Source organism: Mesorhizobium sp. B2-1-1 (assembly GCF_006442975.2).
Classification (GTDB): Bacteria; Pseudomonadota; Alphaproteobacteria; order Rhizobiales; family Rhizobiaceae; genus Mesorhizobium.
In genome coordinates this window covers 1,817,351-1,833,378 of sequence record NZ_CP083954.1, presented here as the reverse complement: position 1 = coordinate 1,833,378, position 16,028 = coordinate 1,817,351, and the positions used below count along the sequence as shown (strand labels likewise).

Sequence of the window (16,028 nt, the reverse complement as noted above, 5' to 3'; positions counted from 1 at the left end):
CTGCTGTCCAGATGGTGCGGTTTTCGCCGCACCCGTTAACCTCTTCAGGCAGCCGTGGCAACCTTCCGCGAGAGGTCAAATTATCAGTGACATGGAGCCGGGAAGCCTGGGCTTCCCGGCCTTTGCGAAGATCTATTCGGCCGCCACGCTCATGCGCATGCGTTCCATCTCGATCAGCGCGCGGCGGTATTCGACCGGCATGATCTTGCGGAATTTCGGCCGGAACGCCGCCCAATTGTCGAGGATCTCGCGGCCGCGCACCGAACCCGTATAGTGCACGTGGTTCGAGATCAGCTGATAGAGCCGCTCCTCGTCATGGCTGGTCATGTCACCCGAGACGTCGACGCGGCCCTTGTGGTCGAGGTCGCCGCCATGATGCAGCAGCTTTTCCATCAGGTCGTCTTCTTCCGGCACCGGCTCCAGCTCGACCATGGCCATGTTGCAGCGCTCGGCGAAATCGCCCGCCTCGTCCAGCACATAGGCAACGCCGCCCGACATGCCGGCGGCGAAGTTGCGGCCGGTCTTGCCGATGACGACGACGATGCCACCGGTCATGTATTCGCAGCCATGGTCGCCGACGCCCTCGACGACGGTGACGACGCCCGAGTTGCGCACCGCGAAGCGCTCGCCGGCGACACCGGCGAAATAAGCCTCGCCTTCGGTAGCGCCATAGAGCACCGTGTTGCCGACGATGATGGACTCGGCCGCGACGATCTTGGCTTCATCCGGCGGCCGGATGACAATGCGGCCGCCCGACAGGCCCTTGCCGACATAGTCGTTGCCGGCGCCGACCAGCTCGAAGGAGATGCCGCGCGCCAGGAAGGCGCCGAAGGACTGGCCGGCGGTCCCGGTCAGCTTCACCTGGATCGTATCCTCGCGCAGGCCCTTGTGCTTGAAGCGCTTGGCGACCTCGCCCGACAGCATGGCGCCCGCCGAACGATCGACATTGCGGATGTCGACCTCGATCTTGACCGGCTGCTTGGCCTCCAGCGCCGGCTTGGCCAGCTCGATCAGCTTGCGGTCGAGCACGTCGTCGATCGGGTGCTTCTGCCGCTCGGTCCAGTGCACCGCCTCATGTGGCGCATCGGGCTTGTAGAACATCTTCGAGAAGTCGAGCCCGCGCGCCTTCCAATGCTGGATCACGTCGCGCTTTTCCAGGAGATCGGCGTCGCCGATGATCTGGTCGATATGGGTGAAGCCCATTTCGGCAAGCAGTCCGCGCACCTCTTCAGCGACATAGAAGAAGAAGTTGATGACGTGCTCGGGCGTGCCCTTGAAGCGCTTGCGCAGCACCGGATCCTGCGTCGCCACGCCGACCGGGCAGGTGTTGAGATGGCATTTGCGCATCATGATGCAGCCGGCCGCGATCAGCGGCGCGGTCGAGAAGCCGAACTCGTCGGCGCCGAGCAGCGCGCCGATGATGACGTCGCGGCCTGTGCGCAATCCGCCATCGACCTGCAGCGCCACGCGCGACCTGAGACCGTTGAGCACCAGCGTCTGGTGCGTCTCGGCAAGGCCCATCTCCCACGGGCTGCCGGCATGCTTGAGCGACGTCAGCGGCGAGGCACCCGTGCCGCCATCGTAGCCCGAGATGGTGATGTGGTCGGCGCGCGCCTTGGCGACGCCCGCCGCGACCGTGCCGACCCCGACCTCCGACACCAGCTTGACCGAAATGTCGGCCGCCGGGTTGACGTTCTTCAGATCGTAGATCAGCTGCGCCAGATCCTCGATCGAATAGATGTCGTGATGCGGCGGCGGCGAGATCAGGCCGACGCCGGGCGTCGAGTGCCGGACCTTGGCGATGGTGGCGTCGACCTTGTGGCCGGGCAACTGGCCGCCCTCGCCGGGCTTGGCGCCTTGCGCCACCTTGATCTGCATGACGTCGGAGTTGACGAGATATTCGGCCGTCACGCCGAACCGTCCGGAAGCGATCTGCTTGATCGCCGAACGTTCGGGGTTCTTGCCGCCGCCGGGCAGCGGCAGATAGCGGTCTGCCTCCTCGCCGCCCTCGCCAGTGTTCGACTTGCCGCCGATGGCGTTCATGGCGCGCGCCAGCGTCGTATGCGCTTCCCTGGAGATCGAGCCGAACGACATCGCGCCGGTCGAGAAACGCTTGACGATCTCGGCCGCGGGCATGACGTCGTCGAGCGCGACCTTCTTGCGGCCGGTATCTTCCGCCAGCTTGATCTTGAACAGGCCACGAATGGTCTGCGCGCGCGCCGTCTCGCTGTCGATCTGCGCGGAATACTCCTTGAAGGTCTCCCAGGACCCCTGGCGCACGGCGTGCTGCAAGGTGGCGACCGCGTCGGGCGACCACATATGCGCCTCGCCGCGCATCCGGAACAGATATTCGCCGCCGACATCCAGGCTGTTGCGCAGCACCGGATCGTTGCCGAAACCATCCGTATGGCGCCTGAAGGTCTCCTCGGCGATCTCGTCCAGCCCGACGCCTTCGATCAGCGTGGCGGTGCCGGTGAAATACTTCTCCACGAAATCGGTCTTCAGCCCGATCGCGTCGAAGATCTGCGCGCCGCAATAGGACTGGTAGGTCGAGATGCCCATCTTCGACATCACCTTGAGGATGCCCTTGCCGATCGACTTGATGTAGCGCGACACGACTTCGTAGGCGTCGACCTCTTCCGGCAATTCGCCGCGCTTGTGCATGTCGAGCAGCGTGTCGAAGGCGAGATAGGGATTGATCGCTTCGGCGCCGTAGCCGGCAAGACAGCAGAAATGATGCACTTCGCGCGGCTCGCCGGATTCCACGACGAGCCCGACCGAAGTACGCAGCCCCTTGCGGATCAGATGATGATGCACCGCGGCCGTGGCCAGAAGCGCGGGAATGGCGATGCGGTCCGGCCCGAGCTGGCGGTCGGACAGGATGATGATGTTGTAGCCGCCGGCGACCGCCGCTTCCGCCCGCTCGCACAGCCGATCGATGGCGCCCTGCATGCCGGCCGCGCCCTCGATCGAGGCATAGGTGATGTCGATCGTCTTGGTGTCGAACCGATCCTCGGTGTGGCCGATGGAGCGGATCTTTTCGAGATCGCCATTGGTCAGGATCGGCTGGCGCACTTCCAGCCGCTTGCGGCGCGAACTGCCGACCAGGTCGAAAATGTTGGGCCGCGGGCCGATGAAGGACACCAGGCTCATCACCAGTTCCTCGCGGATCGGATCGATCGGCGGATTGGTGACCTGGGCGAAGTTCTGCTTAAAATAGGTGTAGAGCAGCTTCGATCTGTCCGACATTGCCGAGATCGGCGTGTCGGTGCCCATCGAACCGACGGCTTCCTGGCCTGTGGTGGCCATCGGCGACATCAAGAGCTTGGTGTCTTCCTGGGTGTAGCCGAACGCCTGCTGGCGGTCGAGCAGGCTGACATCCTTGCGCAGCGCGCGCGGCTCGACCGGCTTCAGGTCCTCCAGGATGAGCTGCGTATTGGCGAGCCAGGTCTTGTAGGGATGCCTGGTGGCGATCTCCGACTTGATCTCCTCGTCGGAAACGATGCGGCCCTTGGCAAGATCGATCAAGAGCATGCGGCCGGGCTGCAGCCGCCACTTCTGGACGATCTTTTCCTCCGGCACAGGCAGCGCGCCGGCCTCCGACGCCATGATGACCCGGTCGTCGTCGGTGACGATGTAGCGCGCTGGCCGCAAGCCGTTGCGGTCGAGCGTGGCGCCGATCTGGCGCCCGTCGGTGAAGGCGACCGCGGCGGGCCCGTCCCACGGCTCCATCAGCGCCGCGTGGTATTCGTAGAAAGCCTTGCGGTCGGCGTCCATGAGCTTGTTGCCGGCCCAGGCTTCCGGGATCAGCATCATCATGGCGTGGCTGAGGCTGTATCCGCCCTGGAACAGGAACTCGAGCGCATTGTCGAAACATGCGGTGTCGGACTGGCCCTCATAGGAGATCGGCCAGAGCTTGGAGATGTTGTTGCCGAACAGCTCCGAATCCACCGACGCCTGGCGCGCCGCCATCCAGTTGTTGTTGCCGCGCACGGTGTTGATCTCGCCATTGTGCGCGACCATGCGATAGGGATGCGCCAGCTTCCACGAGGGGAAGGTGTTGGTGGAGAAGCGCTGGTGGACCAGGATCAGCGCCGTTTCGAAGCGCGGATCGGACAGGTCCTTGTAATAGGCTCCGACCTGATAGGCCAGGAACATGCCCTTGTAGACGATGGTGCGCGCCGACAGCGACACGCAGTAGGCGCCGATGTCCTTGTTGTCGTTCTCGGCGTAGATGCGGCCCGATATGACCTTGCGCAGCAGATAGAGCCTGGCCTCGTACTCCTCGTCGTCGGGAATGTCGGCCGTGCGTCCGATGAAGACCTGCCGGTGGAACGGCTCGGATGCCACGATATCCGGGGCCTTGGAGAGCGACGAATTGTCGACCGACACGTCACGGAAGCCGAGCAGCGGCAGCCCCTCGGACTGCGCCGATTCGGCAATGATGTCCTCGACATGGGCGCGCAGCGCGGCATCCTGCGGCATGAACCAATGGCCGACGCCATACTGCCCCGCCGGCGGCAACTCGACGCCCTGCGCGGCCATCTCCTCGCGGAAGAAGCCGTCGGGTATCTGCACCAGCACGCCCGCGCCGTCGCCCATCAGCGGATCGGCGCCGACGGCGCCGCGATGCGTCAGGTTTTCGAGCATGGAAAGCCCGTCCTCGACGATCGTGTGCGACTTCGCGCCCTTCATGTTGACGATGAAGCCGACACCGCAGGCATCGTGCTCGTTGCGCGGATCGTAAAGGCCCTGGGCGGTCAAACCGGTGCGGCGGGTATTGGCCAGGGTTTTGACGGCTGCCGCTTTCGTCTGCGCGGCCTTGCCGTTCGTCGCAGCGTGCGTCAATTCCGTCATCGTCCTGTCCTCCATTCCGCGTCCTTGCGGGCGCTGGTTTGCCTCGGGAAGCGCATTGCTTCCCCTTCATCCTTACGGCACGTCTTGCGAAATCCTTGCCGAACCATGCGGCTCGCCGCGCGGTTCGCATCCGGTATCGTACAGGCCAGAGCACGGCCGTCCACCTGTCGCTCGCGGCAAAAGCCGGAGAGGCTTAGAATACGCCAATCCAGCCTGTTTTGCGCGACAAAATAAGACAGCACTACTGTCCTAAATTTTTATGGCAGAAAAGCCGGGCGCATACAAGACCGATTCACAAAAAACTTCGGCGTTCTGCGACACAAAGCTTCGTGAAATACCCGCTAAACGCAAGCTTCCGTCCCTGCCGGTTTTCGGCAGCTCGCTGGCTTTACCCGTTTTCTAGCGTCTGGCCCTTGCGAGCCAGCCATGAAACCGGTCAAGGTTGCAGCGATTTTCCCAGCACAGGCAGATGCATGTTCTTCGCTTCCGACAATTGGGCAGGCGCCCACCCCAACATCGCCTCCGGCCTCTCGGCCCACGCCGGCGGCTTTTCCACTGCCTATGGCGATGGCGCGCTCGACCAGGCCGTCTGCCAGCGCTTCAGCGAAATCTTCGAACGCGAGGTTGCGGTGTTCTTCGTGGCCACCGGCACCGCCGCCAATTCGCTGGCGCTGACCGCCTACAACAAGCCCGGCGGCATTTCCTTCGCTCATCGCGAATCGCATGTCATCGAAGATGAGTGCGGCGCACCGGAATATTTCTCCGGCGGCTCGCGGCTGCATGCCGTCGACGGCGCGCTGGGCCGGATCGATCCGCACAATCTGGAAACGGCGATCGGCCGTTTCGCCGGCGAGGTGGTCCATTGGGGCCGGCCGATGGCGGTCTCGATCACCCAGTCGACGGAGGTCGGCACGGTCTACGGCCTGCATGACATCGCCGCGATCTCGGCCATCGCGCGGCAACATTCCGTGCCATTGCATATGGACGGCGCCCGCTTTGCCAATGCACTGGTCGCGCTCGACACGACGCCCGCCGAAATGACCTGGAAAAGTGGCGTCGACATACTGTCTTTCGGCGGCACCAAGAACGGCTGCTGGTGCGCCGAGGCGATCGTGCTGTTCGATCTCGAGCGTGCCCGGGAATTGGCCTTCCTGCGCAAGCGCGCCGCCCAGCTGTTTTCCAAATCGCGCTTTATCGCGGCACAGTTCGAGGCTTATTTCCGCGACGGCCTGTGGCTCGACACCGCCAGGCACGCCAATGCCATGGCTGCCCGCCTTGCCGCGGCGATCGAGGATTCCGAGACGGCGAAACTGGCCTGGCTGCCGCAAGCGAACGAGGTTTTCGCGGTGATGAAAAAGGCTGAAGCCGACAGGCTGCAGGCGGCGGGTGCTGTTTTCTACGACTGGCACAAGCCGCATGGCTTCGAAGGCCATATCGGCGAGGACGAATTGCTCTATCGCTTCGTCACCAGTTTTGCGACGACGTCAGAGGAAGTCGACCGCTTTGGCCAGTTGATCGCCGGGTAATTGCTGTTCCCGGCAAAAAAAAAGAAGCGGCGCCTTTCGGCGCCGCTTCCGTCTCGGGAGGAGACTTAGGGATTACGCAGCGGTCTTGGCCTCGATCTGCTTGGCCTTGGCCGGAGCCGAAGTGATCGCGATCTTGCGCGGCTTCAGTTCCTCGGGGATGTTGCGCTTCAGGTCGACAAAGAGCAGGCCGTTCTTCAGCGTGGCGCCCACGACCTCGACGTGGTCGGCAAGCTGGAAGCGGCGCTCGAAGGCCCTGGAGGCAATGCCGCGATAGAGCAGTTCGGAACCCTCGCCGGTGCCCTCATCCTTGCGCTCGCCTTTCACGGTCAGCACATTGCGGTGGGCCTCGATCGAGATCTCCTCGTCCGAGAAGCCGGCGACAGCCATCGAGATGCGGTAGGCATCCTCACCGGTGCGCTCGATATTGTAGGGCGGATAGGTCTGCGCGCCATCGGGCTGCGCAAGGGAATCAAGCATGGTGAAGAGACGGTCGAAGCCGACGGTCGAGCGATAGAGCGGGGAAAAATCAACGTGACGCATGGTGTGTTCTCCTGTTGAGCAACAAGGTTTGCGTTTGGCCGGTGCGAAACCCGTGAGCGGCGTTCCGGTTTGACCAGCGGCCCCGACATTGGCGGCCGCAATCCACATTTGGGGAGCGGGCAAAGCCATTTCAAGATTTTGCCTCCCGGCAAAAATCGAGGATGAACGGCAGATGAACCGGCGCTTTTGCGCGCGTTCAGACAGCCGCCGCTAGACTGCTCTCGACATCAAGGACAAGCGGCGCCGGATTTGCATGGACCGGGCGCCGCGACGAGGCCGAACCGGGTGCAACGTCCCTTCCTCCCGGATCGACAGGGGCCGGAAGCGCGCTCATAGCGGCTTCCGGCCTTCCCTGTTGCCGATCCGACGCCTCCCGGAATTCCTTTGCTTTTGGCCCATGGACGGCTATCAACCTTGGCGAGGCCGGCCACGACAGGCAGGCATGCGAGACGCCGAGCACGAAGCGCCGAATGACGGATCTCCCTTTTCACGAAACTCCCCTTTTTCATGAAACTGAGGGCAACCCGCGACCGGAAAACGCCACCGGCGGCTTTTTTACGGCACGCGACGGCAAGAAGATACGCTATGGCCTGTTCGCCGCGGTCGCCCGCCCGATGAAGGGCACCGTGGTGCTGCTGTCCGGCCGCAACGAGTGCATCGAGAAATATTTCGAAACCATCCGCGACCTTGCGGCGCGCGGTTTTGGCGTCGCCACGCTGGACTGGCGCGGCCAAGGCGGCTCCGACCGGCTGATCCGTGATCGCCAGCGCGGCTATATCAGGTCCTTCCGCGACCACACGGCCGACCTTGAACAGTTCTTCGAGGAGATCGTGCTGCCGGACTGCCGCGGGCCGTACTACATCCTTGCCCATTCGGCCGGCGCCGTGATCACGCTGCTTGCTTCGCCCTCCATGGTCAACCGCGTGCGGCGCATGGTGCTGATCGCGCCGTTCTTCACCTTGCCCGACCTGCCCGTCTCGATCCGGACGGTCCGCCGCGTCTGTTCGCTGTTTTGTGCCCTGGGCCTTGGCCGGCTTTACGCCGCCTGGGGGCCGCGGCCGAAGGTTACCGCTCCCTTCGACACCAACAAGGTAACGACGGATCCGGAACGCTACCGCCGCAACACCAAGATCTACGAGGATCACCCGCAACTGGCGCTTGGCGGCCCGACGATCCGCTGGCTGAGAGCGGCTGCCGAAGCCGCGGAAGCGGTAAGCGATCCCGAATTCATGGCCCGCATCCGGGTCCCCCTGCTGGTCATCGCCGCCGGTGCCGATCAGGTCGTCTCGACCAAGGCCGTGGAAGCCTATGCCAGGCGTCTGCGCCTCGGCTCGCTGCTCATGATCGACGGCGCGCGTCACGAGATCCTGCAGGAGGCCGACATCTACCGCGAGCAATTCCTCGCCGCCTTCGACGCTTTCATTCCCGGCAGCGACGACCCGACGGCCTGATGGCGCGTATTGCCGAGACCGGAGCCGGTCCGGCGCCGGCTCATGCCTGGTTGGCGAAATTCCATAATCCGGTTGGCCCCCCAGGTCGCCCCGCTATCCGCCGACAACGCCCGTTCCCAGCACGCCGTCTTGCACGGATCAATGTCGGACGATGATCGCGCCGACGCCTCGGCAGGTTTAACGGCTATGCATGCTTCTCAATTCGGCCGTTCGGCCGGAGACAGCTCGACGCCTGGTTCCCGTTCCGGCGCCGGGCGCTAGTTACCGTCCGCAGAGGTCAGTCGACGGGATCGGGAGGAGCGGTCATGAACGCATCGGGCACGCTGCCACGCCAGGGCCATCGCCTGCTGCAGCTCGGCATCGCCCTCCTGCTGTTTTCGTCATTCGAAGGGTTCGCCATCCCATACCTCGCCGCACCGCGGCTCGGATTGTCGGTTCACACGCTCAGCGCCTTGCAGGGCGTCCTGCTGCTGGTTTTGGGTCTCGTCTGGTCCAGGCTCAATCTTGGCGTCGCGATGTCGCGGATTGCGTTCTGGTTCCTGATCTATTCAGCCTTGGCCATCCTGGCAGCCTATGTGATGGCCAGCCTCTGGGGAGCCGGCAACGAGACGATGCCGCTGGCGGCCGGAGCCGCGCATGGAAGCGCCTTTCAGGAATACGCGATCAAAGGCATCGCCTATTCGTCCGCGCCGACCGGCCTCATCGCTTTCGCGCTCATTCTATGGGGCCTGCGTCTCTCAGACGCCTAAAGCGCATCGCGGCGAAACGGATGCTCAGCCGCGCAGGGCCGCCATCGCCGCTGCATGGAGCTCGGGCGTCGCCGCCGCCAATATATCGCCGCCATTCTCGGCCGGCCCGCCGTCGAAGGTGGTGACCACGCCGCCCGCCTTCTCGATGATGGGGATCAGCGCCACGATGTCATAGGGCTTCAGTCCGGGATCGGCGACGATGTCGACGCTTCCCGCGGCGACCATGGCGAAGGCGTAGCAGTCGGTGCCATAGCGAGCGAGTTGCACCTGCCTCTCGAACTGGTCGTAGCGCAGGCGCGCCTCGCCCTTGAACAGCGCCGGCGTCGTGGTGAACAGCGTTGCTTCAGCAAGGCTCGTCGTCTTGCGCGTGACCAGTTTTCGCGGCCCGCCCGGCCCCTCATAATGAGAACCGGAAGCGTTAGCGTAGAAGAGCTCGCCGGTGAAGGGCTGCGACATCAATCCGGCAACGGCATCGCCCTCCACCGTCAATCCGACCAGCGTCCCCCACACCGGCAGGCCGGAGATGAAGGCGCGCGTGCCGTCGATCGGATCGATCACCCAGACATGCCTGCTGGAAATATTCTCGCTTCCGTGTTCCTCGCCGAGAATGCCATGGTCCGGATATTGCGCCGATATCAGCGCCCGGATGGCGCGCTCGGCTTCGCGATCGGCTTCGGTGACCGGATCGAAGCTGCCCTTTTCCTTGTTGGCGACCGCACCCTGGCTGCGGAAGCGCGGCAAGGTTTCCGCCGCCGCCGCTTGCGCGATGCGGCGCATGAAATCGATGCTGATGTCCAACTGATTCTCCCGCATTGCAGCATGGCCGAGCCCACGTGTGCCGCCAGTTCCGCGCCAAGACAAGGGTGTTCCAGGATTTTTCGCCGCGCCGACTGTTGCCAGAATAACACGCCGGCGCCACCGAAGCGCAATTTCCACATCACTCTGAATTAAAAAAGCCGGTAGGTCGCTTGACATTTGTGCAGCGCACCATACCCTTGATCTCGGACAGGGTTTCCTGTCCATGCCCTCCTTGGGCGTTTCCTCCCTAGACTTCGACCGTATCGTGCGAACGATGCGGTCTTTTTTTCGCCGCCAGGTGCAATCCCCGCCAATCCCGATCCATGTCGCCCAGAACTATGCGGCGGTTGTGGATGGCGCCATCTAATGAAACCGGGCTCTGTTCACTCCGCGGCCAGCGGCAGATCCATGAAATGGTGGTCGGGCATGGCCATCAGGTCGGCCGAAAATCGCGCCAGGTCGTCGGCCAGCGCATCGAAGCCCGCCGCTTTCTCGAATGTCCGCTCATTCATATAGAGCCCGCGATTGACCTCGATCTGCAGCGCATGGAGATGGCGCGCCGGGCGACCGTAGTGTTCGGTGATGAAGCCGCCGGCATAGGGCTTGTTGTGGGCGACGGTATAGCCCATGGTGTTGAGCAGGCCGATTGCGGTCTCGGTCAATGCCGCGGTGGCCGAGATGCCGAAGCGGTCACCAATGATGAAATCGGGCCGCAGGCCGTTGTCGCCGACGCGGATGCTCGCCGGCATCGAGTGACAGTCGATCAGCACGGCAAAGCCGAAACGCGCGTGGGTTCGCGTCAACAGCCGTTTCAGCGTCTCATGATAGGGTTTGTAGACCGCCTCGATGCGGGCAACCGCTTCGGCCAGCGGCAGGCGGCCGGAATAGATGTCGAGGCCTTCACCGACAAGCTTCGGAACGGTGCCGAGCCCGCCGGCCACGCGTGCGGAACGGATGTTGCAGAAGGACGGCACCGGCTCGGCGAACATGCGCGGATCGAGTTCCCACGGCTCGCGGTTGACGTCGAGATAGGCACGCGGGAAATTAGCCGCGAGCATCGGCGCGCCAAGCGCCACCGCGCCGCCGAACAGCTCGTCGACATAGCAGTCCTCGGACCGGCGAATGGCGTTGCGGTCCAGCCTTGCCATGGCGAGGAAGCGCTCCGGATAATGGCGCCCGCTGTGGGGTGAGTTGAAGAGGAAGGGGACGCGCTGCTCGGCGCCCGACCGGATTTCGAAGGGGGGAACGACCGAAAAATCCTCGGCTGCCGTCTTCAATTTGAACGAACCCGAAAACACCAATGCATCATGGGATGAAAGTGCCACCTTGACGGCCGCATGTCCAGCATTTCGGCGCCGGCACCGCCTTTCCGAATGCGGATTATGCCGCGCCTCGTTCACTTGATGTTTACCCTCGCCTCCTCATATACAGGATGGTTAACGGCCCTGCCTTTCGGCAGAGTCCGGGCGGGTGATTCGGACGGGATATCATGGCACGCATTCTTCTGGCGGAAGACGACGACGATATGCGTCGCTTCCTCGTCAAGGCGCTGGAGCGCGCCGGTTACCAGGTCAGCGACTTCGACAACGGCGCCAGTGCCTATGAGCGGCTGCGCGAGGAACCGTTCTCGCTGCTTTTGACCGATATCGTCATGCCGGAGATGGACGGCATCGAGCTGGCCCGCCGCGCCACCGAGATCGATCCCGACCTCAAGGTCATGTTCATCACCGGTTTCGCCGCCGTTGCGCTGAACCCGGATTCCAAGGCGCCGAAAGACGCCAAGGTGCTGTCGAAGCCGTTCCATCTGCGCGACCTCGTCAACGAGGTCGAGAAGATGCTGCAGGCGGCCTGAGCCGTTTTTGCCCAAGGCATCGGCGACTATCGGCCGGTGCGGCAAAACGGAGCCTTCTTTCCCTTTTCCTGCTATTGACGCGCCGGATCAAAAATGGTGTATGCGCGGCTTCGGATGGGCGTGTAGCTCAGCGGGAGAGCACTGCATTGACATTGCAGGGGTCACAGGTTCAATCCCTGTCACGCCCACCATCCTTTCAAAGACTTAGCTTCTTGTGCCGATTGGCACAGAACGGCACAAAACGCCCACTGAGCTCCTGAATAGTGCCCTTGAGTATTCCGATGCGGCCGATCCGTGACAGCTTGTGTGTTGCGCCCGATATCGCGCGGATCAAGAAAAAGCCGAACGGAACAACCAGCGCCGTGAGAGGTTAGGCGACACGCTTCCCTCCGCCCTCCGTCGGCTCAATAGCCCCGTCTGCGCTCCCGGGGTTTCTGCGTTTTGGGCATCTACCTCCAATTGCCGACCGAATCGCTCTTTCGGGTGACTTTCTTAAAGGAGTGAACTGTTCAAATCTGGAGTCTCTCTAAGCGGGAGGAACGGATGGGCAGCGATTTCGAGGCCGCACGACGACACCTGAAGCGCGCGCGTCAGTGCCTTCATGGCGATGATCACGTGAGCAGAGAAACGGTTGAGAGAATCGATGAAATGATCATAGCCCTGGCCGCGGAGGAGTGCTCTTCGTTTGGCTCCCTCTTCCCCTTCGGCCATCGAACGACGCGGAACTCTGAGGCCGCCTCGTCCAAGGCATAGCTCTACCTGCTGAAGGCAAACACTCGCGGTCCGTCGAAGGCCCCGTTGGCTCCGGCCGGCCGGCTCTTCGAACTTGCCGGAGGCGGTTTCGTCTCCCTGGCAACAAAGGCTTTTTGTCATATAAGCGGAACCTGATATTCGGTGGCTGATTTCCGTGGCGGCAGCGTTCCCACACGCTGCCGGCCGAGGTTCCGAACCTTGGTCGGGCCCGCATCGCCCCGCCAGTGGTGCGGGCCCACAAAGCGGCACCTAGAACCAAGCCGCTGGCTTCGGGCGGGGCTACGGCTTGTTCATGGGTGTTGTCTTTGACGCGGGATCGAGCGCGATGCGCGACCTTCTGTAGACTTGATGAAAAGGCCGGAGCCAACAATCGCTCCGGCCCTGTTTCGTCGTCAGTCATTGCAGCTGTCGTCGGCCTTTGCCGCCGCGGTCTTGCCGCCATGCTGCTGCGCCTCGATATCCTGCTGCGATGTTGCGAGATTCTTGTCACCGCCGCCTTCCGCCCCCGCCAACGGCATTGTGCTGCCATCCTTGGCGGCCGGTTTGCCGGCACTATCCTTGGCCTTCGGAGTTTCCAAGGGCGCGTGGGTACCATCTTTCGAAATACCGGCGGTCTGTTGGGTGTCGGCGCCCGTGTTGGCAGCCGACTTGTCCGGACATGCCGCGATTGCAGAGCCCGCAGAAAACGACACCGCAAGCGCGATTACTAAAGCCATTTTCATCATGCTCGTCCTTCTGTTTGAGTGCCCTGCGGGTGAAACTAACGGCGCTTTTCTTTGTTCCGGGCCGGGCCGTATGTCGTCATCGACGCACCACAACCGGCACGTTGATGCCACGGCGACGGCGCCAGATACTCCACGGAAGCGTTCGCCGACTCCCTTGTTATGCGGCCGAAGGGTTACTCACCAGGAGTAATGATGAAACGACTTCTTCTCGCTTCCGCCCTAATGATTCTTTCCGGCGGCCTTGCCCTGGCGCAATCGACCAATACGACGTCGAGCGGCTCCTCCTCCACGACGACAACGATGCCGACGGATCAGAACACGGACTCGACCACGACCAAGTCGACCAACTCCAACTCCGCCAAGGATTGCGCACCGGGCCAACAGACAGGCAGCGCCAAGGAGTCAGCTCCCGGTCAGCAGGATACCAGCGCCAAGTCCGCGGCCCCTGGCCAGATGGAAACGACGACGGAAGGTTGCTGACCGCATTGCCGCTGATGTCTCGACTCGCAACCTTGGCCTCCAGGTGCCTCGCGTCAGTTGGAACCACCTGCTGGGCTGATAGCCCGTCGGCTTCGGCCGGCGGGCGTCCAATGAATGCGGCTGTGGACTCGGTGACCCCCTACGCAAACGTGACCAAGTTCTCTGAAAAGTGACTGAGGATTGTTCGCCTCGACGCGATAACGTTCCTCGACATCAGGAGGAACGCCTTGAAGCTCAATTCGCAGCAGAAGAAAACCGTCCTTGCCTCATTCCTGGGCTGGACGCTCGACGCTTTCGATTTCTTCCTTCTGACATTCCTGCTCACCGACATTGCGTCTGAATTCCAGACCGACGTCCCGGCGGTGTCAAAGGCGCTTTTCCTGACCCTTGCGACGCGCTTCATTGGCGCGTTCTTCTTCGGCACGTTGGCAGACAAATTCGGGCGCAAGCCCATCCTGATGCTCAACATCGTCAGTTATTCCGTGATCGGCGCTTTGGCCGCCTTCTCGCCCAATCTCGGCATATTCCTGGCGCTGCGCGCACTGTTCGGCATCGCCATGGGCGGCGAATGGGGACTTGGCTCCTCGCTTGCCATGGAATCCATCCCGCCCAGCGCCCGCGGCATGGTCTCGGGCATCCTGCAATGCGGCTATCCGGCCGGCTACCTCCTAGCGGCGGTCGTCTATGGCCTGCTCTATCACCAGACGATCGGCGGCTACACGATCGGCTGGCGCGCCATGTTCCTGCTCAGTTTCATCCCGGCCCTGATCGTCCTTTTCATCCGCTCGCATGTTCCGGAATCGCCGGCCTTCGTCGAGGCGCGGAAGACCGCAAGGCCCGGCATGCTGGAGACACTGCAAAAGCACTGGGGCGTCGCCCTCTATGCGGTCGTGCTGATGATGTTCTTCAACTTCTTCAGCCACGGCACGCAGGATCTCTACCCGACATTCCTGAAGAAGCAGCATGGTTTCGACCCGCACACGGTGAGCTGGATCACCATCGTCGCCAACATCGGCGCCATCGTCGGCGGTCTGGCGTTCGGGGCGCTGTCCGAGAAGATCGGCCGCGTCAATGCGATCACGCTCGCCTGCCTGATTGCCTTGCCGTCCATCCCGCTATGGGCCTACAGCTCGACGCCCTTCCTGCTGGCCATCGGCGCCTTCGTCATGCAGGTCGCGGTCCAGGGCGCCTGGGGCGTCATTCCGGTGCACCTCAACGAGCTCTCGCCCGGCGCGGTGCGCGCGACCCTGCCCGGCTTCATCTACCAGGCCGGCAATCTCGCAGCCTCCTATGGCGGTCCCTATCAGGCGGGCATAGCCGAGGCTCCCGGAGGCAGCTATGGCTACGCGTTGGCGCTGTTCGCCGGCGTGGTCGCCGTCTGCATCATCATCGTCATCCGCTTCAGTCCGGAACGGCGCGGCCAGGTGATGACCGTGCTGGACCACGACGTCAGCCGAGTCTGAGCGCCACGACGCCGGCGACGATGCTGAGCGCGGCGGCGCCGCGCCAGCCCGTCATCTTCTCGCCGAGCGCGAACACCGAGATCACCATGGCGAACAGGATGGAGGTCTCGCGCAGCGACGCCACCGAGGCGATCGGCGCCTTGGTCATAGCCCACATGACGATCCAGTAGGCAGCGCCGCTGAGCACGCCGGTGAACAGCCCCGCTTTCCAGTCGCGCGCCAGCACCGGCAAGGCCCGCGGGCCACGGAAGATCAGGCACAGCACCAGCGCTCCAAGCGCATCGCACACGAACAGCCAGGCGGCATAGCTCTGCGCCGTGGCCGCCAGCCGCGCCCCGCTGCCGTCGGACAGTGTGTAGCTGGCGATGAAGATCGAGGTCCCCAGCGCAAAGCCGACCGCGCGCAGGTTCAATCGTTCCAGATGCGCGCCGCCGCGAAACGACATCACCAGCGTGCCGGCCGACAGTAAAAGGATACCCAGAATGGCGAGCGGCGCCGGAACTTCGGCGACCACGAACATACCGCCAAGCGCCGCCAGCAAGGGCGCGGTGCCGCGCGCCAGAGGATAGGTCTGGGCGAAGTCGCCAGCCTGGTAAGCGCCGATCAGGAAGGTCCGGTAGCCCATGTGGAAGACGACGGAGGCAATGATATAGAGCCAGACTTCCGCCCTCGGCACCTCGACGAAGGGAAGTGCGAAAAGCGCGGCAAATCCCATGCCAAGCGTCATCAGGGTGATCGACAGGAAGCGGTCGAGATGGACCTTGACCAGCGCATTCCAGATCGCGTGCATCGCGGCCGCGGCAAGCACCGCGAAGAAGACGAAAAGCGTCATTT

At 63.2% G+C, this 16,028-nt stretch carries 12 protein-coding genes and 1 tRNA gene; 7 read left to right on the top strand and 6 right to left on the bottom strand.

Features of this window, described 5'->3' with window-relative positions; translation table 11 throughout:
* Window positions 1–132: 132 nt before the first annotated feature.
* A complete protein-coding gene (gene gltB, locus FJ972_RS08940; protein WP_140522409.1) occupies window positions 133–4,857 on the bottom strand; it encodes a glutamate synthase large subunit in 4,725 nt (1,574 codons plus the stop codon).
* 473 nt (window positions 4,858–5,330) lie between these two features.
* Here gltB and FJ972_RS08935 point away from each other — a divergent pair, with 473 nt between their 5' ends.
* Window positions 5,331–6,383: a threonine aldolase family protein gene (locus tag FJ972_RS08935; RefSeq protein ID WP_140496287.1), complete on the top strand. Its 1,053-nt coding sequence runs from the start codon at window positions 5,331–5,333 to the stop codon at window positions 6,381–6,383.
* 72 nt (window positions 6,384–6,455) lie between these two features.
* On the opposite strand, the gene FJ972_RS08930 is transcribed toward FJ972_RS08935, so the two are convergent.
* Complete coding sequence (locus tag FJ972_RS08930; protein ID WP_140496288.1) at window positions 6,456–6,923, bottom strand: Hsp20 family protein; 468 nt, start codon at window positions 6,921–6,923, stop codon at window positions 6,456–6,458.
* Window positions 6,924–7,393: 470 nt separating this feature from the next.
* On the opposite strand from FJ972_RS08930, the gene FJ972_RS08925 reads away from it, so the two are divergent.
* Both FJ972_RS08925 and FJ972_RS08920 read left to right on the top strand, forming a co-directional pair.
* Window positions 7,394–8,374: an alpha/beta fold hydrolase gene (locus tag FJ972_RS08925; RefSeq protein WP_140513689.1), complete on the top strand. Its 981-nt coding sequence runs from the start codon at window positions 7,394–7,396 to the stop codon at window positions 8,372–8,374.
* Between the two features lie 305 nt (window positions 8,375–8,679).
* The gene (locus FJ972_RS08920) at window positions 8,680–9,123 is read left to right on the top strand and encodes a hypothetical protein (protein ID WP_140513690.1); all 444 of its coding nucleotides are present in this window, start codon (window positions 8,680–8,682) and stop codon (window positions 9,121–9,123) included.
* 24 nt (window positions 9,124–9,147) lie between these two features.
* On the opposite strand, the gene hisN is transcribed toward FJ972_RS08920, so the two are convergent.
* Entirely contained in the window at window positions 9,148–9,921 is a 774-nt protein-coding gene (hisN, locus tag FJ972_RS08915; protein WP_140513691.1) for a histidinol-phosphatase, read from the bottom strand.
* A gap of 383 nt (window positions 9,922–10,304) precedes the next feature.
* On the bottom strand, window positions 10,305–11,246 hold the full coding sequence (locus FJ972_RS08910; RefSeq protein WP_140513692.1) for an N-formylglutamate amidohydrolase: 942 nt from the start codon (window positions 11,244–11,246) through the stop codon (window positions 10,305–10,307).
* Window positions 11,247–11,410: 164 nt separating this feature from the next.
* Here FJ972_RS08910 and cpdR point away from each other — a divergent pair, with 164 nt between their 5' ends.
* Together cpdR and FJ972_RS08900 are read left to right on the top strand one after the other, a co-directional pair.
* Window positions 11,411–11,773, top strand: a complete 363-nt coding sequence (cpdR, locus tag FJ972_RS08905; RefSeq protein ID WP_006199474.1) for a cell cycle two-component system response regulator CpdR — start codon at window positions 11,411–11,413, stop codon at window positions 11,771–11,773.
* Between the two features lie 116 nt (window positions 11,774–11,889).
* A tRNA-Val gene (locus tag FJ972_RS08900) sits at window positions 11,890–11,964 on the top strand.
* Between the two features lie 954 nt (window positions 11,965–12,918).
* On the opposite strand, the gene FJ972_RS08895 is transcribed toward FJ972_RS08900, so the two are convergent.
* The gene (locus tag FJ972_RS08895) at window positions 12,919–13,251 is read right to left on the bottom strand and encodes a hypothetical protein (protein WP_140496294.1); all 333 of its coding nucleotides are present in this window, start codon (window positions 13,249–13,251) and stop codon (window positions 12,919–12,921) included.
* Window positions 13,252–13,440: 189 nt separating this feature from the next.
* Here FJ972_RS08895 and FJ972_RS08890 point away from each other — a divergent pair, with 189 nt between their 5' ends.
* Both FJ972_RS08890 and FJ972_RS08885 read left to right on the top strand, forming a co-directional pair.
* Window positions 13,441–13,731 (top strand): hypothetical protein, encoded by a 291-nt coding sequence (locus FJ972_RS08890; protein WP_226880522.1) that lies wholly within the window; start codon window positions 13,441–13,443, stop codon window positions 13,729–13,731.
* 227 nt (window positions 13,732–13,958) lie between these two features.
* Complete coding sequence (locus FJ972_RS08885) at window positions 13,959–15,194, top strand: MFS transporter (protein WP_140522413.1); 1,236 nt, start codon at window positions 13,959–13,961, stop codon at window positions 15,192–15,194.
* Here FJ972_RS08885 and FJ972_RS08880 read toward each other — a convergent pair.
* Complete coding sequence (locus FJ972_RS08880) at window positions 15,181–16,026, bottom strand: EamA family transporter (protein WP_140496297.1); 846 nt, start codon at window positions 16,024–16,026, stop codon at window positions 15,181–15,183. The two genes, FJ972_RS08885 and FJ972_RS08880, sit on opposite strands and share 14 nt — an antisense overlap.
* Window positions 16,027–16,028 lie beyond the last annotated feature (2 nt).